The following is a 24,611-nucleotide window of genomic DNA, read 5'->3' on the forward strand; positions in this document are numbered from 1 at the left end:
TCCTGGAGCGACCGCCCGGGCCGCCCGTGCCGCGAGGGCGTCACGGGTCGCGTCGTCCGGTCGTGGCGGTTCAGTCGACGAGCTCGCCCGTCGTGAGGTCGACGGCGGGCTCCGGCGCGTCGGCGGCCAGGGCGGCGACGACCGCGGCGGCGGTCGCCGGGCCGACGCCGGGCACCTCGGCCACCTGCTCGGCCGTGGCCGTGCGCAGCTGCTTGATCGACCCGAACCTCGCCAGCAGCGCCGCCTTGCGCGCCGGGCCCAGGCCCGGGACGTCGTCCAGCGCGCTCTTCGTCATGGTCCTGCTGCGCTTGGCGCGGTGGTAGGTGATGGCGAAGCGGTGGGCCTCGTCGCGCACCCGCTGCAGCAGGTACAGGCCCTCGGACGTGCGCGGCAGGACGACGGGGAACTCCTCCCCCGGCAGCCACACCTCCTCCAGCCGCTTCGCCAGGCCGCACAGCGCCACGCCCTCGACCCCCAGCTCGGCGAGGGCCCGCGCCGCGGCCGCCACCTGCGGCGGGCCGCCGTCCACGACGACGAGGTTCGGCTGGTAGGCGAAGCGCCGCGCGCGTCCCGTGGCGGGGTCGATGCCGGCGGGCACCTCGCGGGACGCCGGCACCGGCCCGACGTCGCCGAGCTCCGGCGCGGCGTCCGCGGCGCGCTCCTCGATGCCGCGGCGGAAGCGGCGCACGAGCACCTCGTGCAGGGCCGCGGTGTCGTCGAGGCCGTTCGTCCCGCGCACGGCGAAGCGGCGGTACTCGCTCTTGCGGGGCAGGCCGTCCTCGAAGACGACCATCGAGGCGACGACCTCGGTGCCCTGCAGGTTCGAGACGTCGTAGCACTCGATGCGCAGCGGGGCGTCGTCGAGCCCGAGCGCGTCCTGGACCTCCTGCAGCGCGAGGCTGCGGGTGGTCAGGTCCCCGGCGCGGCGGGTCTTGTGCAGCTTCAGCGCGCCGACGGCGTTGCGCTCGACCGTCTCCAGCAGGGCGCGCTTGTCGCCGCGCTGGGGCACGCGGACGTCGACGCGCGAGCCGCGCAGCCCGCTCAGCCAGGTGGTCACCTGGTCGAGGTCGGGAGGCTCCACCGGCACGAGCACCTCCCGCGGGACGCCGCCGGAGCCCGAGGCGCCGCCGTCCTGCCCGTCCTGCCCGTCCCCGCTGCTCGCCTCGTCGCCGTAGACCTGCTGCAGCAGGTGCTGGACGAGGTCGGCGGGAGTGACGTCCTCGACCTTCTCGACGACCCAGCCGCGCTGGCCCCGGATCCGGCCCCCGCGCACGTGGAAGACCTGCACGGCCGCCTCGAGCTCGTCCTCCGCGAGGCCGAAGACGTCGGCGTCGGTGGCGTCGGGCAGGACGACGGCGCTCTTCTCGAGGACCTTGCGCAGGGCGCCGAGGTCGTCGCGCAGCCGGGCGGCCCGCTCGAAGTCCATCCGCGCCGCGGCGTCCTTCATCTCCCGCTCCAGGCGGCGCAGGTAGCGGGAGGTGTTGCCGCCCATGAAGTCGACGAACTCCTGGGCGAGCGCCCTGTGGTCCTCGGCGCTGATCCGCCCGACGCAGGGCGCGGAGCACTTGTCGATGTAGCCGAGCAGGCACGGGCGGTCCACCTGGCGGGCGCGCTTGAACACGCCCGCCGAGCAGGTGCGCACGGGGAAGACGCGCAGCAGCAGGTCGACGGTCTCGCGGATCGCCCAGGCGTGCGTGTACGGCCCGAAGTACTTGGTGCCCTTGCGCTTGGCCCCGCGCAGCACCTGCACGCGCGGGTGCTCCTCACCCATCGTCACCGCGAGGTAGGGGTAGGACTTGTCGTCGCGGTACTTGACGTTGAAGCGGGGGTCGAACTCCTTGATCCAGGAGTACTCCAGCTGCAGCGCCTCGACCTCGGACCCGACGACGGTCCACTCCACGCTCGCGGCGGTGGTGACCATCGTCTGGGTGCGCGGGTGCAGCGCCGAGAGGTCCTGGAAGTAGTTCGCCAGGCGCGAGCGCAGGCTCTTGGCCTTCCCGACGTAGATCACCCGCCCGCTGGCGTCGCGGAAGCGGTAGACGCCGGGAGAGTCGGGCACCTCCCCCGGCCGAGGGCGGTAGGTCGCGGGATCGGCCACCCGTTCAGCCTAAGCACGCGCGGGAACCGCGCCCGGACGGCCTCCTGGCCCCGCGGCGGGCAGGCGCACCTCGGCGACGACCCGCGGCACGGTGAGCAACTCGGGTTGACGCCGGTCCCCCGAGCAACTACGGTTGACACCGTGGACGCGGCGGCGCTGGCGGCGACCGCCTCGGATCCCGAGGACCACGCCGCCGGGCTGCGCGCGGTCGCGGCGCTGCGGCGCCTGCTGGAGACCCTGGAGCTGCGCCAGGTGGAGCAGGCCCTCGCCCACGGGGCCTCCTGGTCCGACATCGCCGCGGAGCTGGGCGTGACCCGGCAGGCGGTGCACAAGAAGTACGCCCGGCGGTTGCGGGGGCGCGGCCCCCGCGGAGAGGAGCGAGCATGAGCGTTCAACCGCGTCCCGATCCGGAGCGGTCCCTGGCCCGGCAGGTCCCCTACGTCGTCGCGGCGGCGCGCGCGGAGGTCGCGCGGTTCGGGCACCCGGAGGTCGAGGCCGAGCACCTGCTGCTGGGGCTGCTGGCCACCGGCGGGCCCAGCGCGCGAGCGCTCACGGGCGCCGGGGTGGACCTCGCCGGGCTGCGCCGGGCGCTCGTGCAGCTGCAGGAGCAGGACCTCGCGAGCCTGGGACTTCCCGACGCCGTCCCCGCGCCTCCGCCCGCCGGCTCCGCCCGCGACGTCCTCGACCAGCACCTGCCGGTCAGCGAGCGGGCCGGTGAGCTGCTGGAGGAGCGCGGACTCGGCTTCCGCACCGACGACCGGGCGCTCCTGCTCGCCCTGCTCGAGGACGGCCCGCGGGTGCGCCGCCTCCTGCAGCAGGCGGGCGTCGACCCCGCCGCGCTGGAGCGCGGCGTCCGCGACGGGCTCCACGGCGGCGCCGACGCCGCACGCCCGGGGCGGCAGCAGGGACAGGACGAGCAGCCTCCCGCTGACCTCGATGCCGCCGACCTCGACGACGCCGACGGCGCGCCGCTGCCGCCCGGGTCGACCCGGATGCAGGCACGGCACACCCAGGTCCTGCCGGTCCCGCGCGAGCGGGTGTGGGCGCTGATCGCCTCCCCGCAGCGGCGCCCGGAGTGGGACCCGAACTGCGCCGGCGTCGACGTCGGAGCCGACGGCACCGAGGAGGTCACCACCACCAGCCCGGGCGACCGGGAGCGGGTCGCACCCCAGGTCGTGACCCGCCTGGTGCCGGGCGCGGAGATCGCCTGGGCGCACCACGCGCCCGGGACCAGGCCTGGGCGTGGGGCCGGGTCGGTGGACGGTGGCGGGAGCTGGACGCTGCACGTCCGCCTCGAGGAGCACGAGCAGGGCTGCACCATCGACCTGCACAAGCGCTGGGTGACCCGCGGCAGGAGCTGGAAGCTCCTGCGACCCCTGCTCGAGCGCACGGTCACCGTGCAGCTGCGCCGCACCGCCGTGAGCATCGCCCAGGCCGCCAGCGAGCCCGCCTGACCGCCCGCAGGACGTCGGCGCGCCCGCCGCCGCGCATCCCGCCGGGCCACCGGGCCGCGGGTCGGACCGCGGCGGCGGCGGTCAGCGCAGCCCGTGGACGAGGTTGCGCACGAGCGCGGCGGCGAAGGCGTCGGTGAGCGGCTGGTCGGGCAGCAGCAGGCGGTGGTAGCAGGCGCCCCACAGCTGGTCCACGACGACTTCCGGGTCGACGTCCGGGTGCACCTGGCCGCGCTCCTGCGCGCGGCGCAGCCTCTCCACGGCCAGGGCCCGGCGAGGACCGGAGTACCGGTGCCGGTACGCGGCCGCCAGCTCGGGGTCCGTCTGGGCCGCTCCGATGAGCTCGGCGATCACGCGCCCGGCCCGGGTGTCGCGCAGCAGGTGCACGAAGGCGGTCAGCTGGGTCGTCAGGTCCGCCTCGAGGTCACCGGTGTCCGGGAGGGCCAGGGCGGTCTCGACGCTCGTGAAGTAGCCGTCGAGCGCCAGGGCCCCCTTCGACGGCCACCACTTGTAGATCGTCATCTTGCTGGCCCCCGACAGGGCGGCGACCCGTTCGATCGTGAAGGGGCCCATCCCCTCGGACAGCAGCAGCCGCCCGGCCGTCTCCAGGACCTCTCGCCGGACCACGTCGGCGGGCCGGCGCCCGCGTCGGCGGCGCACCGGCTGGTCGCCGGTCGCCAGCACGCCCTGGTCCTCCACCGCTCGCCTCCCGCGCCCCGGAACGACCTGAAGTGGACACAGCGTACACATCATGCTCTAGTGTACGTGCCGTCCACATAGACGGTGCTGCAGTCCCGTCCGAGGAGGTCCCATGACCAACCCCACCACCCAGCACTCCGGCCCTCGCGTCGCCGTCGTCATCGGCGGCTCCGGCGGCATCGGCCGCGCTGCCGCCGAGCGGCTGGCCCGCGACGGCGTGAGCGTCGTCGTCCACTACGCCGGCAGGCCCGCCCGCGCCCAGGAGGTCGTCGACGCGATCACCGGGGCCGGAGGGCGGGCGAGCGCCGCGCAGGCGGACGTCGCCGACGAGGACCAGGTCGCCGCCCTGTTCGACGCCGTCGAGCGCGAGCACGGCGGCGTCGACGTCGTCGTGAACACCGCCGGGATCATGCTGCTCTCCCCCCTGGCGGACCTGGCGCTGTCCGACTTCGACCGCATGCACCGCACCAACGTGCGCGGCACCTTCGTCGTCTCCCAGCAGGCCGCCCGCCGCGTGCGCGCCGGCGGGGCGATCGTGAACTTCTCCACCTCGGTGACCCGGCTCGCCCTGCCCACCTACAGCGCCTACGCGGCCACCAAGGGCGCCGTCGAGGCGATGACGCTGGTCCTCGCCAAGGAGATGCGCGGGCGGGACGTCACGGTCAACGCCGTCGCGCCCGGCCCCACCGCCACGCCGCTGTTCCTCGAGGGCAAGGACGAGGCGACCGTCGACCGCATGGCGCGGATGAACCCGATGGAGCGCCTGGGCACGCCCGAGGACGTCGCCGAGGTCGTCGCCTTCCTCGCCGGCCCCGGCCGCTGGGTCAACGGCCAGGTGCTCCACGCCAACGGAGGAGCCGCGTGAGCACCTCGTCGCAGCACCCCACCCATCCGCAGGACCCGTCCACCACGACGACGTCCACCCCTGCAGGAGCGTGACCGCGCTCGCCTCCGCACCCGGTGCGCCGCCGCCACCTCGCGGGTGAAGAAGACGCCGAAGCGGGCCAGCACCGCCCCGGCGCGGACGGCGGTGACGACCCCGCCCGCGGGCGCCAGGCCGGTGGCCCGGGCGCTGGCCACCAGTCGCACCACCCCGAGGGGGCTGATGGTAAAGGTCCCGCGGGACCCCGCGGTGCCCCGGGAGCCCGGGACGGAGCCCTCGTCGGGGTCCTCGGCGGGGTCCAGGACGACGCCCAGGCGCGTGGTCGTCCTCCACGGCATCGCGCCCCCGGTGCCCGGGACGTCCTTGCGCCCGCGCAGCACCCGGTGCACCCCGGCGCCGTCGGCGAAGACCAGCTCGTAGGCCATGGTGCGACCGCGCGGGTCCTCGGCCGCGGGCACCAGGAGGTGCAGGACCCCCTCGAGCACCGAGGCCGGTGCGGGGGTCAGGCCCTCGACGTCCACCGTGCCGGTGAGCGCGACGGGATGGCGGGGGTCGCGCAGGAAGGCCCGCAGGTCGGCGATCCGCGCGGTCAGCCGCAGGGTGACCCGGTCGTCCCCGAGCCGGCCGGCCATCACCTCGGAGAAGACGACCCCGGCGCAGGGCGGCGGCTCCGGGCGCCGGGCCCGCGTGCTGGCGACCGCGACGTCCTCCGGGATGCCGCCGCGGCGCACGGCGGCGCGCTCCGGCGGCTCCCACGAGGCGTCGCCGGTCATCCGGCGCACCGCGACCTGCGCGCAGCGCTCGGCGACCGCGGCGATGGTCAGCGAGGGGTTCCCGCCCGTGGCGCCGGGCAGGGCAGCGCCGTCCAGGACGTGCAGGCCGGGGTGGCCGAAGACCTGCCCGTCGACGTCGACCACGCCCTCGTCGGGGGAGGTGGCCATGCGGCAGCCGCCGAGGTTGTGCACGGTCACCGGCTGGCGGAACAGCCGCCAGGTCGGGAACGAGGCCGGCCGCCCCCCGAGGGCCCGCACGACCTCGGCGGACGCGGCCTCCTCGGCGGCGTACAGGGCGTCGTTGCGGGTGGTGTCCCAGGTGATCCGCAGCCGGTGGTCGCGCCCGCGCAGCTCGATGCGCCCGTCGGCGACGTCACGGCCCATGGCCAGCAGCACCGCGGTGCGGCTCGTGCGCTCGGCGAGCCGGTCGGGCATCGCCTCGGCCAGGCGGCGGGCCCCCGCGAGCGCGGTGCGCGACCGGGGCGCGATCGCCCGCAGCGCCTGGGCCGGCAGGGTCGCCAGGTCCAGCCCGGCCACGAGGCGGGAGACGTGCGGGGAGAACCCGCCGTCCTCGAGGACGAACCACCGCTCGCCTTCGGCGGTGTCGGCGCGCACGACGGAGGCGGTGGTGATCGTGGGCCCGGCCACCGGCTCGGCGGCGTCGGGCAGGTCGAAGCCGAAGCCCAGGAAGTCCCCGTTGCCGGAGTACCCCTCCCCCAGCGCGGCCGGCAGGTCCGGCAGCGTGCGGTGCTGGTCGCGGCTGCGCAGCAGCAGCTCGGTGCTCCCCAGGGCGCCCGCGCAGACGAACACCGAACGGGCGGCGATCACTCGCTCGACCACGCCCTTGCCGTCGTCCCCGTGGCCGTGCTCGCGCACCCGCACGCGGTACCCACCGCCGGAGCCGCCGCCGGGGCGGTCGCCGGAGCCGTCGCCGGGGCCGTCGCCGGCGCGGGCGATGCTGACGGCCTCGGTGCGCGTGCCGACCGCGAGGCCGTGCTCCTCGGCCACGGCGAGGTAGTTGCGGTCGAGGGTGTTCTTGGCGCCGGTGTTGCACCCGATGTCGCACTCCCCGCAGAAGGTGCAGGCCGCCTGCGGCAGCCCGACGCGCGGGCGCGGTGGCCGGGAGGGGTCCGGGTCGGCGAAGGTCACGGCGAGGTTGGGGTGGAAGAAGCCGTCGACCCGGTCCACCCGCTCGGCCGCGGTCTGCATCAGCCGGGTCATCGGCGGCGCCTGCCCCGTGCCAGGGTCAGCCGGCGCCGGGGAGACGTCGAGCATGTGCGCGGCCAGGTCGAAGTACGGCTCCAGCGCCGCCCGGCCGTAGGGGGCGGGCCAGCTCGCGAAGACCTCCTGGGGCGGGCGCGCCGCGACGTTGGCGTAGACCAGGGAGCCGCCTCCGTAGCCGGCGGCCTGCACGGCGAGGACGTCGCCGCGCGGCCGGACGTCGTAGAGGCCGTGCTCGCACGCCCACAGCCAGCCGTCCTCCAGCCTGCCGGTGTCGCGGGGGAAGCTGCCGAGGGGCCAGCGGCGTCCGCGCTCGATCGCCGCGACGTCCACACCGGCCTGGGCCAGGCGGCACGCGGCCACGGCCCCTCCGAACCCGGTGCCGATGACGAGCGCCTGGTAGGAGCTCCGCGCGAGGCGCTCCGCAGGCCGGGTCGACGCCACGTCACCCCTCCTCGGCGCGAGGCGGGCAGGGCGGCGTCGTGGCCGAGGACGTCGGCGAGAAGGAGCACAGCATGTGTGTGAGTACACAGTCACTACGGCCTGATGTCAACCCCTCGTGCACGGGGGCTGACGCGGGCCCGGCGACCCGCACCCGGACCGCAGCGCGCTGACCGCGGTGGGGCTCAGGTGGTCACCCCGGCGGCGGTGCGCGCCGGACGGCGCAGCCCGGTGCGGGCGAGGACCGCCGTCCCGACGAGCGGCAGGGCCGTGGTGGCGAGCAGGACGGCCCACCCGGGGACGAGTCCCTGCAGCCCTCCGACGAGCGCCGAGCCGGTGGCACCACCGGTGAGGAAGACCAGGGCGGCCACCCCCAGGGCGACGCCGCGGACGTCCTCGCCGGTGCTGGCGCCGACCTGGGCGAGCATGGCGGGCTGGCCGTGGGTGAAGCCGACCGCGACGGCGAGGGTGGCGGCCACGAGCAGCACCGGGGAGGAGGTCGCCAGCCCCAGGGCTCCCAGCAGGAGCGCGGCGACGGCGGCGACCGCGCTGAGCAGCAGGGTCGTGCGGGTCCCGAGCCGGGTGAGCACCGGCCGGGAGGTGCGCGTGGCGACGAGGGCGGCGGCGGCCGCGGGCACCAGCGCGGCGCCGATGGCCAGCGGGCTCCAGCCGCGCCCGGCCAGGGCGTCGGGCACGACGACCAGGAGGGCGAACCACGCCGCGGGCAGCCCGGCCGCGCCGACGGCGGCGGTGATCACCGCGCGGTCCCCGAGCACCCGGCGCGGCAGGAAGCCCTCGGGGTGCCGGCGCACCCGGTGCGCGAGCAGCGGGAGGCCAGCGAGGAGGAGCCCGGCACCCGCGACGGCGACGGCGACGCTGCTGGACGGCGCCTGCGCCAGCAGGATCACGCCGCCGGCGGTGGCGGTGACGAAGGCGGCGCCGGCGGTGTCGATGCGGCCGCCGCCGCCCGCGGCCGGGGCGATCCGGGCCACGGGCACCACCAGGAGCAGGGCCAGCGCCGGCAGCGCCACCACCGGCCGCCAGCCGACGGCCGCCTCCAGCGCTCCGCCGGCCAGGAGTGCGACGGCGGACAGGGCCGCGCCGATGCCGGCGACGGAGGCCAGGACGCCCGCCCGCACCGGCCCGGAGTAGCGCCGGCTGACGAGGGCGGCGCCGAGGACGGTGACGGACGCCGCGCCGGCGCCCTGCGCCAGGCGGGCGCCGACGAGGACGGCGGTGCCGGGCGCCGCGGCCGCGGCGAGGGCTCCGGCGCTCATCACCACCAGCCCGACGACCAGGGGCCGGCGGATGCCGAAGCGGTCGCCCAGGCGACCGAAGACCGGGGTGAGCACCGCGAGCATCAGGGCGTAGCCGCTGAGGACCCAGGCCGCCGCGGACCGGCTCACCTGCAGGTCGGCGGCGGCGGTGGGCAGGACGACGGCCACGGCGGAGGAGCCGGCGATCCCGAGGCCGGTGAACGCCCCCAGCAGCCAGGACACCCGGCGGGCGTCGTCCGGCTCGGCGGTCGCTGCCGGTGGTGCGACCGGCACGGCGGCCGGTCCGGACGGCGCGGAGGTCGCCGTGGTCCGAAGGGTCGTGGCAGGTCCTTCCGGCGGGTCGGGCCCGACGGGCTCAGGCGTCCTGGGTCTCGGCGCGGTCGTGGCTGAGGGCGCTGCCGGAGCAGGTGTCCAGGCCCTCGACGAGCGCGACGAGGTCGGCGTCCCCGGCGAAGCGGTCGGTGTGGACCCTGCGGATCTTCTCGGGCAGGTCCGGGTCGGGGTCGTCGACGATGTCGAAGGAGACCATGTCGGCCACGAGCGGCAGGCCGAGCTCGTCGGTCCTGCGGTGGGTCGGGTGCAGCATGTACTCGACGTAGCCGGGGAGGTCCTCGAGGACGAACGTCGCTCCGACGTCGTACGACCCACCGACGTCGGGGCCGACGACGAAGGACGTCACGGACTCGATCTCCTCGCCCTGCCTGCGCAGGTTCGCCATGGCGGCGTCGACCTGGTCCCGGGCGGCGTCCGAGCGCAGCGAGAAGCGGATGGTGTGGTAGATCAGGGCCACCCCCACCACCCCCCGGATCGCGGTCCGTCCTCGCCGTCCCGCCCTGTGGGGGGCCACGGGGCTCAGCCGAGGACCAGCTGGTCGCCCTCCTGGCGCACCGGGACGGCGCTGAGCGGCCGCTCGCCGGGCCGTTCAGGACGGCCCCGCCGTCTGCGGCGTCGAAGCGGCTGCCGTGCAGGGTGCACAGGACGACGAGGCCCTCGTCCTCGGTCAGGGCGCCGCCCTGGTGGGTGCACACGGCGGGGTGGGCGACGAACTCGCCCTCGCTCGGCTGCGCGACGACGAGCCGGTCGCCCCGCACCTGCACCACGCGGGCACGGCCCACGGGCACCTCGGCGACCGGCACCGCGGCGGCCGCCGCGGCGTCGGACCCGCCGGCGTCCTGCCCGCCGGAGGCGCCGCCGTCCGGTTCGCCGCCGCCGCACCCGGCCGCGAGCGCGCCGGGCAGCAGCACGACCCCCGCCCCGGCCGCCGTGCGCAGCAGGGCGCGCCGGCTGCACCCGCCGCCGGCGGGCGTCGCGCCGCCGGGGACGACGGGCGGGACGGGGCTCGGCCGGCTCACGCGCGCACCAGGTCCAGCGCCTCGGCGAGGAACCGCCCGGTGTGGCTGTCCGGGTCCTTCGCGACGTCCTCCGGGGTGCCGGAGGCGATGAGCCGCCCGCCGCCGGAACCCCCCTCCGGGCCCATGTCGAGGATCCAGTCCGCGCTCTTGACGACGTCGAGGTTGTGCTCGATGACGACCACGGTGTTGCCCTTGTCCACCAGGCCCTGCAGCACCTGCAGCAGCTTGCGGACGTCCTCGAAGTGCAGCCCGGTCGTCGGCTCGTCGAGCACGTACACCGTGCGCCCGGTGGAGCGCCGCTGCAGCTCCGCGGCCAGCTTCACCCGCTGCGCCTCGCCGCCGGAGAGCGTGGGCGCCGGCTGCCCGAGGCGCACGTAGCCGAGCCCGACGTCGACGAGCGTGCGCAGGTGCCGGGAGATGCCCGGGACGGCGGCGAAGAAGTCAGCGGCCTCCTCGATCGGCATGTCGAGGACGTCCGCGACGGTCTTGCCCTTGTAGTGCACCTCGAGGGTCTCCCGGTCGTACCGGGCGCCGTGGCAGACCTCGCAGGGCACGTAGACGTCGGGCAGGAAGTTCATCTCGATGCGGATGGTGCCGTCCCCGGCGCAGTGCTCGCAGCGCCCGCCCTTGACGTTGAAGGAGAACCGGCCCGGGGAGTAGCCGCGCACCTTCGCCTCCGTGGTCTCCGCGAACAGCTTGCGCACGGCGTCCCAGACCCCGGTGTAGGTGGCGGGGTTCGAGCGCGGCGTGCGCCCGATGGGGCTCTGGTCGACGTGGACGACCTTGTCGAGCGCGTCGGTGCCCGTCACGCGGGTGTGCCGGCCGGGCACCTGGCGGGCGCCGTTGAGGCGGTTGGCGAGGACCTTGTAGAGGATGTCGTTGACGAGGGTCGACTTGCCGGAGCCGGACACGCCCGTGACGGCGACGAGGCACCCCAGCGGCACCTCGACGTCCACGCCGCGCAGGTTGTGCTCGCGCGCGCCGAGGACCGCCAGCACGCGCGAGCGGTCGACGGGACGGCGCGCGGCCGGCACGTCGATGGCGCGGCGCCCCGACAGGTACGCGCCCGTCAGGGACTGCTCGTCGGCCAGCAGGCCCGCGACGTCGCCGGAGTAGACGACCTGGCCGCCGTGCTCGCCGGCGCCGGGGCCGACGTCCACGACCCAGTCGGCGACCTTGATGGTGTCCTCGTCGTGCTCGACGACGATGAGCGTGTTGCCGAGGTCGCGCAGGCGCAGCAGCGTGTCGATCAGGCGCCGGTTGTCGCGCTGGTGCAGGCCGATGCTCGGCTCGTCGAGGACGTAGAGCACCCCGACCAGGCCCGAGCCGATCTGGGTGGCCAGGCGGATGCGCTGGGCCTCCCCGCCCGAGAGGGTGCCGGCCGGGCGGTCGAGGGAGAGGTAGGTCAGGCCGACGTCGAGGAGGAACTGGACGCGGGCGAGGATCTCCTTGAGCACCGCGGAGGCGATCTGCGCCTCCCGCGCGGACAGCTCCAGGCCGGTGAGGAACTCGCGCAGCTCGGTGACGGGCAGCGAGCACGCCTCGGCGATGGAGCGCCCGCCGACCCTGACGGCGAGCACCTCGGGCCGCAGCCGCGCGCCCTGGCACACCGGGCACGGCACCTCGCGCATGTAGCCCTCCATGCGCTCACGGGAGGTCTCCGACTCGGTCTCCCCGTGGCGGCGCATGATGAACGGCAGCACGCCCTCGAAGCCGGTGGTGTACGAGCGCTCGCGCCCCCACCGGTTGCGGTACTTCACGTGCACCTCGTAGTCCTGCCCGTGCAGCAGGGCCTCGGTGGCCCGGGAGGGCAGGGAGCGCCACGGGACGTCGACCGAGAAGCCCAGCTGCTCCCCCAGGCCCGCCATCAGGCGCTGGTAGTACTCGCCCGTGCCCGCGCCCGTCCACGGGGCGATCGCGCCCTGGGCGAGGGTGAGGTCCGGGTCCGGCACCACCAGGTCGGGGTCGACCTCCAGGCGGGTGCCGATGCCGGAGCACTCGGGGCAGGCGCCGTAGGGCGCGTTGAAGGAGAACGTGCGCGGCTCGACCTCCTCCAGCGCGAGGGGGTGGTCGTTGGGGCAGGCCAGCCTCTCGGAGAAGCGGCGCACGCGCCCCGGGTCGTCGGCGTCGGCGTCGACGAGCTCGACGAGCAGGACTCCCTCGGCCAGGTGCAGGCCGGTCTCCACGGAGTCGGTCAGGCGCCGCTGCACGCCGGGGCGGGCGACGAGGCGGTCCACGACGACCTCGATGGTGTGCTTGCGCCGCTTGTCCAGGGCCGGCGGCTCCGAGAGCTGCACGGTCTCGCCGTCCACCCGGGCGCGGGCGTAGCCCTTGGCCTGCAGCTCGCGGAAGAGGTCGACGAACTCGCCCTTGCGGCCGCGCACGACGGGCGCGAGCACCTGGAAGCGGGTGCCCTCGGGCAGCTCGAGGAGGCGGTCGACGACCTGCTGCGGCGTCTGGCGCGCGACCGGCTCCCCGCAGACGGGGCAGTGCGCCCGCCCGGCGCGCGCCCACAGCAGGCGCAGGTAGTCGTAGACCTCCGTGATGGTGCCCACCGTGGAGCGCGGGTTGCGGCTCGTGGACTTCTGGTCGATCGAGACGGCCGGCGAGAGGCCCTCGATGAAGTCCACGTCCGGCTTGTCCATCTGGCCGAGGAACTGCCGGGCGTACGCGGAGAGGGACTCCACGTAGCGGCGCTGGCCCTCGGCGAAGATGGTGTCGAAGGCCAGGGAGGACTTGCCCGACCCCGACAGGCCGGTGAAGACGACGAGGCCGTCGCGGGGCAGCTCGAGGGAGACGTCCTTGAGGTTGTGCTCGCGGGCACCCTGGACGACGAGGCGATCCACGCCTCAACTGTAGGCGGCGCCCCGGACAGCTCCCGCCGCGGACGAGGAGCCCGTCGGGGTGCTCTGCCTCACAGCGCCGGGAAGCCCTCGCGCGGCGCCGGCCCGTCGCTGCCGGCGGGGTACCCCTCCAGCGGCACCTCGCCGGCGCGCCAGGCGGCCAGCACGGGCTCGAGGATGCGCCAGCACTCCTCGACGTTGTCGCCGCGCACCGACAGGGTGGCGTCCCCGGCCAGCACCCCGGCGAGCACCTCGCCGTAGGGCAGCAGCTCCGAGGCGCCCAGCTCCGCGGCCAGCTGCGCGCCCTCGAGGTCGTAGGGGTCGCCCTCGCTGTTCACCGCGAGGTCGAGGGCCACCCGGTCCGGGGAGAAGCCGAGCCGCAGCCGGCTCGGCGGCGGGGTGCCCCGCAGGCCGGCCGGCACGTGCGGCACGTCCGCGAAGGTGACCACCGCCTCCTGCCGCGGGGAGCCGAGGGCCTTGCCGGAGCGCAGCCGGAACGGCACCCCGGCCCAGCGCCAGCTGTCGACGTGCAGGACCACCTCGGCCAGGGTCTCGGTGCCGCGGTCGGGGTCCACGCCGGGCTCGGCGGCGTAGTCGGGCAGGTCCCGCTCCCCGATGCGCCCCGCCGTGTAGCGGGCGCGGCGGCTGGCGCGCTGCGGCGGCCCGGCCAGCCGCGTCGCGCGCAGCACCTCCCCCTTGCGGTCGCGCAGGTCGCGCTCGCCGAGGGTGGACGGCGGGTCCATGGCCAGCAGCGCCATCACCTGCAGCAGGTGGCTCTGCAGCATGTCCACGAGCGCGCCGGCGGCGTCGTAGTAGCCGGCCCGCCCCTCCAGCGCGAGGTCCTCGTCGAAGACGACGTCGACGCGGGCCACGTGCGCCGCGCTCCACAGCGGCTCGAAGATCCGGTTGGCGAAGCGCAGGCCCAGGGTGTTGAGCACGGTCGACATGCCCAGGAAGTGGTCCACGCGGTGCACGCGGTCCTCCGGGGCGATCGCCGCCACGACCTCGTTCAGGTGCCGCGCAGAGGCCAGGTCGGTGCCGAACGGCTTCTCGAGCACGAGGCGGACGTCGTCCGGGGCACCCGCGCGCCGCAGCTCCTCGCAGGCGCGCACCGTGACGGCGGGCGGGAGCGCGAAGTAGACCGCGACCGGCCCCTGGCACGAGGCCAGCAGGGCGCGCAGCTGCTCCCCGTCGGTCACGTCGGCGCGCACGTAGCGCGCGGCGCCCGCGACGGCCGCCGGCGCGCCGCCCGGTGCGCCGGCGAAGGCCTCGTGCACCCGCGAGCGCCAGCGGGCGTCGTCCCAGTCCTCCGTGCCGGCGCCGACCAGCTGCAGCGGCTCGGCGCGTCCGGCGGCGAGGAGGCTGCCCAGGCCGGGCAGCAGCAGGCGCGCGGTCAGGTCGCCGGTGGCGCCGAGCACGAGCAGCGTGGCGACGGGAGCAGGGCCCATCTCTCCAGGCTGCTCGCCCCGGCGCGGGCGCGCACCCCGTGGCCGGCGCGAGCGCGCCGGCCACGGCGGGCAGGATGAGGCGCGTGCACGCTCCCATCGAGGACTACGCCCTGATCGGGGACTGCCACACGGCGGCCCTGGTCAGCCGCTCGGGCAGCATCGACTGGCTGTGCCTGCCCCGCTTCGACTCCCCGGCCGTCTTCTCCGCCCTGCTGGGCACCGAGGAGCACGGCCGCTGGCTGCTGGCCCCCGCCGGGGAGGTCCGCTCGGTGCAGCGCTCCTACGTGGGGGACAGCTTCGTGCTCAGCACGCGCTACGAGGTGGACGGCGGCAGCGTCGAGGTGGTCGACGCGATGCCGCTGCGCGACCGCCGCGCCGACGTCATCCGGCGCGTGCGGGGCGTCTCCGGCACGGTGCGGATGCGGCAGGAGTACGTGGTCCGCTTCGGCTACGGCGACGTGCTGCCGTGGGTGCTGCGCGTGCCGGAGGAGGAGCGCGCGCTGCTGGCGTGCGCCGGGCCGGACGCCGTCCTGCTGCGCACCGACGTGCCGCTGCCGCGGCCGCAGGGCAACCGCCACGTCGGGGAGTTCGACGTGCGCGCGGGCGAGGTCGTGGACCTGGTGATGACCTGGTACCCCTCCCACCGCCCGGCGCCACCGCCGCTGGACCGCGACCGGCGCCTGGCGGAGACCGTGCGGTGGTGGCAGGACTGGGCGGACCGGCGCGAGGACGGCGGGCCGTTCGCCGCCGCCGTCGCCCGCTCCCTGCTCGTGCTGCGGGCCCTGACCCACGAGGACACCGGCGGCATCGTCGCCGCCGCGACGACGTCCCTGCCGGAGGAGCCGGGCGGGGTGCGCAACTGGGACTACCGGTACTGCTGGCTGCGCGACGCGGCGCTGACGCTGGAGACGCTGATCAGCCACGGGTACTCCGAGGAGGCGCGCGAGTGGCGGGACTGGCTGCTGCGCGCCGTCGCGGGCGACCCCGAGGACGTGCAGATCATGTACGGCGTCGCCGGGGAACGGCACCTGCCCGAGCGCGAGCTGGGGCACCTGCCCGGCTACGAGGGCTCCCGGCCGGTGCGGGTGGGCAACGGCGCCTTCACCCAGTACCAGGCCGACGTCATCGGGGAGGTCCTCGTCGCGCTGGACGCCGCCCGGCGCGACGGCATCGCCGAGGACCCCTTCTCGTGGCCGCTGCAGCGGGCGCTGCTGGACTTCGTGGAGCGCAACTGGGACCGGGCGGACTCGGGCATCTGGGAGATGCGCGGGCCGGAGCAGCACTTCACCCACTCGCGGGTGATGGTGTGGGCGGCCCTCGACCGCGGCGTGCGGGCCGTGCGCTCCTTCGGCCTCGACGGCCCCGTCGACCGGTGGCAGGCGCTGCGCGACCGCGTGCGCGACGAGGTCCTCCAGCGCGGCGTGGACCCGCAGCGCGGCTGCTTCACGCAGCGCTACGGCTCGCGGGAGGTCGACGCCTCGCTGCTGGTGCTGCCCCAGGTCGGCTTCGTCGCCCCCGACGACCCGGTGATGCTCGCCACCGTGCGCGCCATCGAGGAGGACCTGCTGCAGGACGGCCTCGTGCTGCGCTACCGCACGCACGCCGCCCCCGACGGGCTGCCGCCCGGCGAGCACCCCTTCCTCGCCTGCTCGTTCTGGCTCGCCGAGCAGTACGCGCTGTCGGGCCGGGTCGAGGACGCCCGCGCGCTCCTGGAGCGGCTGGTCTCGCTCTGCAACGACGTCGGGCTGCTGTCGGAGGAGTACGACACCACCGCGCGGCGCCAGCTCGGCAACACCCCGCAGGCGCTCTCCCACCTCGCGCTGGTGCGGGCGGTGCAGGCCCTGCGGTGCGCCGACCCGCAGCGGCTGCTGCGCTGAGCCGGCAGCAGCCGACCCCGCAGCCGACCCCGCAGCCGACCCCGCAGCCGACCCCGCAGCCGACCCGGAGGAGAAGCGGAGTGTCCACCTACACCGGCGACGTCGTCCCCGGCGGGCCGCCCGACGTCCGGCAGCTGCCGGGCCTGGTGGTGCGCAAGATCAGCGTCGAGGACACCGACAACAACTGCTACCTGCTCACGTGCTCGGCGACCGGCCGCCAGGCGCTCGTGGACGCCGCCGGCGACGCCCCCCGGCTGCTGGACCTCGTGCGCTCCACCGGGGACGCCCTGGACGTCGTGGTCACCACGCACCAGCACTGGGACCACCACCGCGCGCTCGCCGACGTCGTGGCGGCCACGGGGGCCCGCACGGCCGCCGGCGCCGACGACGCGGACGCCCTGCCGGTGCCGGTGCAGCAGCGCCTGGCCCACGGCGACCGGGTGGAGTTCGGGCGGGTGGCCCTCGACGTCGTGCACCTGCGCGGGCACACGCCCGGCTCGGTCGCCCTGGTCGCGCGGGCGGGCGGCACGCACCTGTTCACCGGCGACAGCCTCTTCCCCGGCGGGGTGGGGCGCACGACCTCGCCCCAGGACTTCGCCTCGCTGCTGCAGGACGTGCAGGAGCGCCTGTTCGGGTGCTACGACGACGCGGCGTGGGTCTACCCCGGCCACGGCAGGGACACCACGCTGGGCGCGGAGCGGCCCTCGCTGCCCGAGTGGCGCGCCCGCGGCTGGTGAGGCCGCGGGCGCGCCCCGCGTCGGGCGCGGCTCGGTGCCCGGTGGCCTCAGCTGCCGGAGCCGCTGCCGCCACCGTCGCCGCCGCGCTCGAAGGCGCCGGGGGTGACGCTCTTGCGGCGGTCGGTCAGGTCCTCGACGGCGTGCGGCTGCTCGCCGCGCCGCTCCAGCTGGCGGCTGCGCACCAGGCTCGCGACGGTGGCGATGGCGATGGTGCCGAGGATGACCGTCAGGGACAGCCAGATCGGGATCTCCGGCGCCCAGTCCACGTGCTCGCCGCCGTTGATGAACGGCAGCGTGTTGGTGTGCAGGGCCTCGAGGAACAGCTTCACGCCGATGAAGGCGAGGATGAAGCTGAGCCCGTAGGAGAGGTAGATGAGGCGGTCCAGCAGCCCACCGAGCAGGAAGTACAGCTGGCGCAGGCCCATGAGGGCGAAGACGTTGGCCGTGAAGACGATGAACGGGCTCTGGGTGAGGCCGAAGATCGCCGGGATCGAGTCGAGGGCGAACAGCAGGTCCGTCGAGCCGATGGCCAGGAGCACGATCACCATCGGGGTGAACAGCTTCTTGCCGTCCACCGTGGTGCGCAGCTTGGAGCCGTCGTAGTCCTCGGAGATCGGCAGCACCTTGCGCATGCGCCGGATGAAGGCGTTCTCCTCGTACTCCTCGTCCTGCCCGTGGCTGCGGACGAGCTGGATGGCGGTGTAGATGAGGAAGGCGCCGAAGATGTAGAAGACCCAGGAGAAGCGCTCGATGGCCGCGGCGCCGATGACGATGAAGACGCCGCGCAGCACCAGGGCGATGATGATGCCGATCATCAGCACCTTCTGCTGGTACTGCCGCGGCACCGCGAACCTCGCCATGATGATGACGAAGACGAACAGGTTGTCCACGGACAGGCTGTACTCGGTGAGCCAGCCGGCGTAGAACTCACCCGCCGCCTGGCCGCCGGCGAAGGCGAGCATGGCGAGCCCGAAGACCAGCGCCAGGGCGACGTAGAAGCTGACCCACAGCCCCGACTCCTTCAGGGAGGGTTCATGCGGGCGTCTCGTGACGATGAGCAGGTCGGCGATCAGGAGCACGCCGAGGACGACGAACGTGCCGACCTCGAACCACACGGGCAGTTCCACAGGGGGACCTCTCGAGAGGGGGCGGTAGCACCGTCCGGAGGTCTCTCCCACCCGAGGGCCGGCGCTCCCGGGGCCCCTCAGGCTCGAGGGCTCCGTGCTGACGAGGGCGCCGCGCGGGGATACTCCCCTCCGCAGTTGACCGAACCCTACCGGGACAGCGACCGACCCGCCGACTCGTGGTCCTGGTGGGGCCGGCCGTGGATGCGGCCGGCGTGGGCCCGCTCCTGCGGGTGGGCGCGCACCCGGCGCAGGCTCGCCACGGTCGTGATCACGAGCACGCCGATGATGAAGACCAGCGACAGCCAGGTCGGGATCTCCGGCACAGACGCGGAGACGTCCACGTGCAGCCAGTGCAGGATCAGCTTGACGCCGATGAAGCCGAGGATCACGGACAGGCCCAGCGAGAGGTAGACGAGCTTCTCGAGCAGGCCGTGGATGAGGAAGTACAGCGCGCGCAGCCCGAGCAGGGCGAAGGCGTTGGCCGCGAAGACGAGGAACGGGTCCTGCGTGATGCCGAAGACGGCGGGGATGGAGTCGAGGGCGAAGAGCAGGTCCGTGGAGGCGATCGCGAGGAAGACGATGAACAGCGGCGTGACCATCCGCTTGCCGTTCTCGCGCGTGAACAGCTTCGTGCCGTGGTACTCGGCCGTCAGCGGCAGGCGGCGCTGCGCGGCCCGCAGGATCGCGTTGTCGCCGTCCGGGTCCTCGTCGCGGTGGCGCGCCAGCTGCACCGCCGTGTAGATCAGGAAGAGCCCGAAGACCACGAACGCCCACGAAAAGGCGCTGAGGACGGCGGCTCCCAGGGCGATGAAGACCGCGCGCATCACCAGCGCCGCGGCGATGCCGAACAGCAGCACGCGCTGCTGCAGCACGTCGGGCACGGCGAACCGCGTCATGATGATCACGAAGATGAAGAGGTTGTCGACGGACAGGCTCTTCTCGACCACCCAGCCGGCGAAGTACTCGCCGCCGGCCTGCGCGCCGGCGGTGAACAGCAGGACCACGCCGAAGAGCAGCGCCACCCCGATGTAGAAGACCGACCACGCCGTCGCCTCGCGGATCTCGACGGAGTGCGGGCGCCGCGCGGCGATGACGAAGTCGAGCACCAGCAGGGCGACGACGAGGCCGATGGTGGTGCCCCACGCCAGGGCGCTGGTGCCAGCCATCGCTCGACTGTACCCAGCGGCGCCGGTCCCGCGCCCGTCGCAGGTCAGCTGGAGGTCGTGCGCGGGTCGAGGCCGGGGCCCCGCCCCGCTCAGGCCGACGTGGCCCGCTGCATGCCGCGCAGCTCCTTCTTCAGGTCGCCGATCTCGTCGCGCAGGCGCGCGGCCAGCTCGAACTGCAGCTCGGCCGCGGCCGCGTGCATCTGGTCCGACAGCTGCTGGATCAGCTCGGCGAGGTCCGCGGACGGCGCCCCGGCCGGGCGGGCGGACCCGCCGTCCCCGCCGCGCGAGCGCATGCCCGGCACCGGCGCCTTGCCGCGCGACTGCTGGCGCCCGGCGCCGCCGAGCAGCGCGGCGGTGTCGGCGTCCTCGCGGGCGATGAGGTCGGTGATGTCGGCGATCCTCTTGCGCAGCGGCTGGGGGTCCACGCCGCGCTCGCGGTTGTACGCCAGCTGCTTCTCGCGGCGCCGGTCGGTCTCCTCGATCGCCTGCGCCATCGAGGGGGTGACGCGGTCGGCGTACATGTGCACCTCCCCGGAGATGTTGCGCGCCGCACGACCGATGGTCTGCACCAGCGAGGTGGCGGAGCGCAGGAAGCCCTCCTTGTCGGCGTCGAGGATGCTCACCAGGGAGACCTCGGGCAGGTCCAGGCCCTCGCGCAGCAGGTTGATGCCGACGAGGACGTCGAACTCGCCCTGGCGCAGCTCGCGCAGCAGCTCCACCCGCCGCAGGGTGTCGATGTCGGAGTGCAGGTAGCGCACCCGCACGCCCTGGTCGAGCAGGTAGTCGGTGAGGTCCTCCGCCATCTTCTTCGTCAGCGTCGTCACCAGCACCCGCTCGTCGCGCGCGGCGCGCTCGCGCACCTGGTGCAGCAGGTCGTCGATCTGGCCCTTCGTCGGGCGCAGGACGACCTTCGGGTCGACCAGGCCCGTGGGACGGATGATCTGCTCGACGACGCCGCGCCCGCGGGAGAGCTCGTAGGGGCCCGGCGTGGCCGACAGGTAGACCGTCTGCCCGATCCGCTCGAGGAACTCCTCCCACTTCAGCGGCCGGTTGTCCATGGCGGAGGGCAGGCGGAAGCCGTGGTCGACGAGCGTGCGCTTGCGCGACATGTCGCCCTCGTACATCGCCCCGATCTGCGGCACCGTGACGTGCGACTCGTCGACGACGAGCAGGAAGTCCTCGGGGAAGTAGTCGAGGAGGGTGTTCGGCGCCGTGCCGGGCCCGCGGCCGTCGATGTGGCGGGAGTAGTTCTCGATGCCCGCGCACGTGCCGACCTGGCGCATCATCTCGATGTCGTAGGTGGTGCGCATGCGCAGCCGCTGGGCCTCCAGCAGCCTGCCCTGCGCCTCCAGCTCCGCCAGCCGCCCGGCCAGCTCGTGCTCGATGCCGGCGATGGCGCGCTCCATGCGCTCGGGGCCGGCGACGTAGTGCGTGGCGGGGAAGACGTACATCTCGTCCTCCTCGCGCAGCACCTCGCCGGTCAGCGGGTGCAGGGTGTACATGCGCTCGATCTCGTCGCCGAACATCTCGATGCGCACGGCGTGCTCCTCGTACACCGGGATGATCTCCACGGTGTCCCCGCGCACGCGGAACGTGCCGCGGGTGAACGCGAGGTCGTTGCGCGTGTACTGCATCGTCACGAACTGGCGCAGCATGTCCTCGCGGTCGATCTGCTGGCCCACGCGCAGCCGCAGCATGCGGTCGACGTACTCCTGCGGCGTGCCCAGGCCGTAGATGCACGAGACCGAGGCGACGACGACGACGTCGCGGCGGGTGAGCAGGCTGTTCGTCGCCGAGTGGCGCAGCCGCTCGACCTCCTCGTTGACCGAGGAGTCCTTCTCGATGTACGTGTCGGACTGCGGGACGTACGCCTCGGGCTGGTAGTAGTCGTAGTACGAGACGAAGTACTCGACGGCGTTGTCGGGCAGCAGCTCGCGGAACTCGTTGGCCAGCTGAGCGGCGAGGGTCTTGTTCGGCGCGAGCACCAGGGTGGGGCGCTGCAGCCGCTCGATCATCCACGCCGTGGTGGCGGACTTGCCGGTGCCGGTGGCGCCGAGCAGGACGACGTCCTTCTCGCCCGCCTCGACGCGGCGGGCCAGCTCGGCGATGGCGGCGGGCTGGTCGCCCGAGGGGGAGAACTCCGACTCGACGTGGAACGGCGCCAGGCGGCGCTGGATGTCGGTGACGGGGCGCATGATACGACGGTAAGCGCTGGCACCGACGGTCCTGTTCCCGCTGGTGAGCGGCGGTCTCAGGCCCCGGCGCGGGCCAGGACGCCGGCGATGAACGCCGTCTTGGCGCGGGCGTACGCGTCCGCGCTGGGCCAGGTGCGCGCCGCCAGCTCGTGCTTGAGCGCCGCGTACGCCGCCCGCTCGCCGGCGTCGGCGCGCAGGCGGTCGCGGAACGCCAGGGCCTCGGCCACCGCGGGGCTGCCGGCCACCCGCACGGAGCAGTCCACCGCCCGGCCCGGGTCCGCGTTCGCCGCGAACGCCCTGGGCACCGGCCGCCCCGGCGCCGTCACGGGCTCGTCCGCCCACTCCCCCGGCACGGCGACCAGCCCGGCCGCCGCCAGGTCCGCGGCCACCTCCCGCGCGGTGGGCAGGTCGGCGACCACGACCTGCAGGTCGATCACGTCCTTCGCGTCCAGCCCCGGCACGGCGGTGGAGCCGGTGTGCTGCACGTCGAGCGCCCGCTCCCCCGCCGCGCGGCGCACCCGCGCTGCCAGCCTCGCCCCGGCCGCGGCCCACGCCGGGTCCGCGGGGACGAGGACCGGCTGGTCGGGGCGCGGGGCGCGCACGCCGGCGCGCAGGTTCGCCTCGAACGGCACCAGGCGCTCGCGCCACAGCCGCTCCACCCGCTCGGCGAGGCCGGCCGGGACGCCGGCGTTGTCCAGCTCCACGTCCGCGGCGGCGCGGCGCTGCTCGTCCGTGGCCTGCGCGGCCACCCGGGCCCGGGCGTCGTCCTCGGGCGTGCCGCGCTCGGTGACGAGGCGGCGCACGCGCTCCTCGGCGCTCGCGGCGACCACGACGACGAGGTGGTAGCGGTCGCCGCGGCCCAGCTCGACCAGCAGGGGGATGTCGTGCACGACGACGGCGTCGGCGGGCGCCGCGGCGACGAGCTGCTCGGTGCGCGCGGCGATGCGGGGGTGGGTGACCGCCTCCAGCGCCCGCCGCCGCTCGGCGTCCTCGAAGACGACGCGGGCGAGCGCCGCGCGGTCGAGGGCGCCGTCCGCGCGCAGCACCCCGGGGCCGAACTCCTCGACGACGGCGGCCAGGCCCTCGGTGCCGGGGGCGACGACCTCGCGGGCGAGGGCGTCGGCGTCCACGACGACGGCGCCCAGCGCCGCCAGCTGCCGCGCCACCGTGGACTTGCCCGCCCCGACCCCGCCCGTCAGCCCCACCCGCAGCACGCCCGCGAGCCTAGGCGCCCCGCCCGCCCCGGGTGTCAGCACGACCACACCGGGGCCGCGCGCGTGTGCGACAGCAGCGCGGTCGTGCTCGGGCCCCAGGACGCCGCAGGGCCCCGGCGCGCGCCGGGGCCCTGCGGTCGGTGCTGGTCGTGCTGGCGGTGCTCAGCCGCCGGTGAGCTTCTCCCGCAGGGCCGCCAGCGCCTCGTCGGAGGCCAGGGTGCCCTCGCCGGCGCTGGCGCCGACCGAGACGGACTCGGTGCCCGAGGAGCTGTAGCTCGTCGGGGCGGCCTCGCCGCCGGACGCCGCCTCGGCGTCGCGGGTGCGCGCGTCGGCGACCTGCTTGCGGTGCGCCTCGTAGCGGGCGTGGGCCTCGGCGTACTGCCGCTCCCACTCCTCGCGCTGGCGCTCGAAGCCGGGCAGCCAGTCGTTCGCCTCCGGGTCGAAGCCCTCGGGGTACTTGTAGTTGCCCTGCTCGTCGTACTCGGCCGCCATGCCGTACAGCGACGGGTCGAACTCGTCGCTGTCCGGGTCCACGCCCTGGTTGGCCTGCTTGAGCGAGAGGGAGATCCGGCGCCGCTCGAGGTCGATGTCGATGACCTTCACGAAGATCTCGTCGCCGACGTTGACGACCTGCTCGGGCAGCTCCACGTGGCGCTCGGCCAGCTCGGAGATGTGCACCAGGCCCTCGATGCCCTCCTCCACGCGCACGAAGGCGCCGAAGGGGACGAGCTTGGTGACCTTGCCCGGAACGACCTGCCCGATGGCGTGGGTGCGGGCGAACTGCTGCCACGGGTCCTCCTGCGTCGCCTTCAGCGACAGGGAGACCCGCTCGCGGTCCATGTCGACGTCGAGGACCTCGACGCGCACCTCCTGGCCCACCTCGACGACCTCGCTCGGGTGGTCGATGTGCTTCCAGGACAGCTCGGAGACGTGGACTAGGCCGTCCACGCCGCCCAGGTCGACGAAGGCGCCGAAGTTGACGATCGAGGAGACGACGCCGGAGCGCACCTGGCCCTTCTGCAGGGTCTGCAGGAAGTTCTGGCGCACGGCGGACTGCGTCTGCTCCAGCCAGGCGCGGCGGGACAGGACCACGTTGTTGCGGTTCTTGTCCAGCTCGATGATCTTCGCCTCGAGCTCCTGGCCGACGTACGGCTGCAGGTCGCGCACGCGGCGCATCTCCACCAGCGAGGCGGGCAGGAAGCCGCGCAGGCCGATGTCGAGGATCAGGCCGCCCTTGACGACCTCGATGACGGTGCCGGTGACGACGCCGTCCTCCTCCTTGAGCTTCTCGATCGTGCCCCAGGCGCGCTCGTACTGGGCGCGCTTCTTGGACAGGATCAGGCGGCCCTCCTTGTCCTCCTTCTGGAGGACCAGGGCCTCGACCTCGTCGCCGACGCCGACGACCTCGCTGGGGTCGACGTCGTGCTTGATCGACAGCTCGCGCGAGGGGATGACGCCCTCGGTCTTGTAGCCGATGTCGAGCAGGACTTCGTCCCGGTCCACCTTGACGATGGTGCCGGAGACGATGTCGCCGTCGTTGAAGTACTTGATGGTCGCGTCGATGGCGGCGAGGAGCTCCTCGGCCGTGCCGATGTCGTTGACGGCGACCTGGGGAGCACCCGACGGCGGGGCGGTGACGGTCATGTAGGTGTGGACTCCGATGCGGACAGGGATTCGTGGGGCGGGTCTGTGGCGACGGGGGGCGGCGTGCGAACGGCACGCAGCGCACCCACCCTACAGGGTACGCAGCGCGCACGAGCAGGGTCAACGCGGGCGGGCGGAGGAGGCGGCGTGTCCGAGCACGATCAC

General features: G+C 74.9%; 16 protein-coding genes and 2 pseudogenes. 5 read left to right on the forward strand and 13 right to left on the reverse strand.

Going from position 1 to position 24,611, the window contains the following annotated elements:
- Window positions 1–70: 70 nt before the first annotated feature.
- Window positions 71–2,098 (reverse strand): excinuclease ABC subunit UvrC, encoded by a 2,028-nt coding sequence (uvrC, locus tag BLS82_RS08585; RefSeq protein ID WP_092864038.1) that lies wholly within the window; start codon window positions 2,096–2,098, stop codon window positions 71–73.
- 141 nt (window positions 2,099–2,239) lie between these two features.
- On the opposite strand from uvrC, the gene BLS82_RS08590 reads away from it, so the two are divergent.
- Window positions 2,240–2,485: a hypothetical protein gene (locus tag BLS82_RS08590; RefSeq protein ID WP_092864041.1), complete on the forward strand. Its 246-nt coding sequence runs from the start codon at window positions 2,240–2,242 to the stop codon at window positions 2,483–2,485.
- Window positions 2,482–3,552 carry an SRPBCC family protein gene (locus BLS82_RS08595; protein ID WP_092864044.1) on the forward strand — a complete coding sequence of 357 codons (1,071 nt, stop codon included), beginning with the start codon at window positions 2,482–2,484 and terminating at the stop codon, window positions 3,550–3,552. Before BLS82_RS08590 ends, BLS82_RS08595 begins: the two co-directional genes overlap by 4 nt.
- Window positions 3,553–3,633: 81 nt before the next feature.
- Here BLS82_RS08595 and BLS82_RS08600 read toward each other — a convergent pair whose 3' ends face one another.
- Window positions 3,634–4,209 carry a TetR/AcrR family transcriptional regulator gene (locus BLS82_RS08600; protein WP_369811072.1) on the reverse strand — a complete coding sequence of 192 codons (576 nt, stop codon included), beginning with the start codon at window positions 4,207–4,209 and terminating at the stop codon, window positions 3,634–3,636.
- A gap of 151 nt (window positions 4,210–4,360) precedes the next feature.
- Between BLS82_RS08600 and BLS82_RS16395 the strand changes: the two genes are divergently transcribed.
- On the forward strand, window positions 4,361–5,113 hold the full coding sequence (locus BLS82_RS16395; protein WP_092864047.1) for an SDR family oxidoreductase: 753 nt from the start codon (window positions 4,361–4,363) through the stop codon (window positions 5,111–5,113).
- 824 nt (window positions 5,114–5,937) lie between these two features.
- Here the strand turns inward: BLS82_RS16395 and BLS82_RS16400 are convergent.
- The 6 genes and pseudogenes from BLS82_RS16400 to BLS82_RS08635 all read right to left on the reverse strand — a co-directional run.
- Window positions 5,938–7,662: pseudogene (locus BLS82_RS16400) on the reverse strand (GMC oxidoreductase); the annotation flags it as partial.
- A gap of 89 nt (window positions 7,663–7,751) precedes the next feature.
- Window positions 7,752–9,116: an MFS transporter gene (locus tag BLS82_RS08615; RefSeq protein ID WP_092864053.1), complete on the reverse strand. Its 1,365-nt coding sequence runs from the start codon at window positions 9,114–9,116 to the stop codon at window positions 7,752–7,754.
- An 82-nt stretch (window positions 9,117–9,198) separates the two neighbouring features.
- Window positions 9,199–9,633: a Dabb family protein gene (locus BLS82_RS08620; protein WP_218123735.1), complete on the reverse strand. Its 435-nt coding sequence runs from the start codon at window positions 9,631–9,633 to the stop codon at window positions 9,199–9,201.
- 175 nt (window positions 9,634–9,808) lie between these two features.
- A pseudogene (locus tag BLS82_RS16770) lies at window positions 9,809–10,195 on the reverse strand (Rieske 2Fe-2S domain-containing protein); the annotation flags it as partial.
- Window positions 10,192–13,041, reverse strand: a complete 2,850-nt coding sequence (uvrA, locus tag BLS82_RS08630; protein WP_092864056.1) for an excinuclease ABC subunit UvrA — start codon at window positions 13,039–13,041, stop codon at window positions 10,192–10,194. The pseudogene BLS82_RS16770 and the gene uvrA, both read right to left, overlap by 4 nt.
- Before the next feature lie 68 nt (window positions 13,042–13,109).
- A complete protein-coding gene (locus BLS82_RS08635; RefSeq protein WP_092864059.1) occupies window positions 13,110–14,486 on the reverse strand; it encodes a glucose-6-phosphate dehydrogenase in 1,377 nt (458 codons plus the stop codon).
- A gap of 74 nt (window positions 14,487–14,560) precedes the next feature.
- Here BLS82_RS08635 and BLS82_RS08640 point away from each other — a divergent pair, with 74 nt between their 5' ends.
- On the forward strand, window positions 14,561–16,363 hold the full coding sequence (locus tag BLS82_RS08640) for a glycoside hydrolase family 15 protein (protein WP_092865120.1): 1,803 nt from the start codon (window positions 14,561–14,563) through the stop codon (window positions 16,361–16,363).
- Window positions 16,364–16,443: 80 nt separating this feature from the next.
- Entirely contained in the window at window positions 16,444–17,100 is a 657-nt protein-coding gene (locus BLS82_RS08645; RefSeq protein WP_092864062.1) for an MBL fold metallo-hydrolase, read from the forward strand.
- Between the two features lie 47 nt (window positions 17,101–17,147).
- Here the strand turns inward: BLS82_RS08645 and BLS82_RS08650 are convergent, their stop codons facing one another.
- The 5 genes from BLS82_RS08650 to rpsA all read right to left on the reverse strand — a co-directional run bounded on the left by BLS82_RS08650 (window position 17,148) and on the right by rpsA (window position 24,446).
- Window positions 17,148–18,227: a TerC family protein gene (locus BLS82_RS08650; RefSeq protein WP_092864065.1), complete on the reverse strand. Its 1,080-nt coding sequence runs from the start codon at window positions 18,225–18,227 to the stop codon at window positions 17,148–17,150.
- A 146-nt stretch (window positions 18,228–18,373) separates the two neighbouring features.
- Window positions 18,374–19,393 carry a TerC family protein gene (locus BLS82_RS08655; RefSeq protein WP_092864068.1) on the reverse strand — a complete coding sequence of 340 codons (1,020 nt, stop codon included), beginning with the start codon at window positions 19,391–19,393 and terminating at the stop codon, window positions 18,374–18,376.
- Window positions 19,394–19,482: 89 nt separating this feature from the next.
- The gene (gene uvrB, locus BLS82_RS08660; RefSeq protein WP_092864071.1) at window positions 19,483–21,588 is read right to left on the reverse strand and encodes an excinuclease ABC subunit UvrB; all 2,106 of its coding nucleotides are present in this window, start codon (window positions 21,586–21,588) and stop codon (window positions 19,483–19,485) included.
- Between the two features lie 56 nt (window positions 21,589–21,644).
- Window positions 21,645–22,802, reverse strand: coding sequence for a dephospho-CoA kinase (gene coaE, locus BLS82_RS08665; protein ID WP_176819007.1), 1,158 nt, complete (start codon window positions 22,800–22,802; stop codon window positions 21,645–21,647).
- A 162-nt stretch (window positions 22,803–22,964) separates the two neighbouring features.
- On the reverse strand, window positions 22,965–24,446 hold the full coding sequence (gene rpsA, locus BLS82_RS08670; RefSeq protein WP_092864076.1) for a 30S ribosomal protein S1: 1,482 nt from the start codon (window positions 24,444–24,446) through the stop codon (window positions 22,965–22,967).
- Between the last annotated feature and the right edge of the window lie 165 nt (window positions 24,447–24,611).

This window comes from Quadrisphaera sp. DSM 44207 (assembly GCF_900101335.1).
Classification (GTDB): domain Bacteria; phylum Actinomycetota; class Actinomycetes; order Actinomycetales; family Quadrisphaeraceae; genus DSM-44207.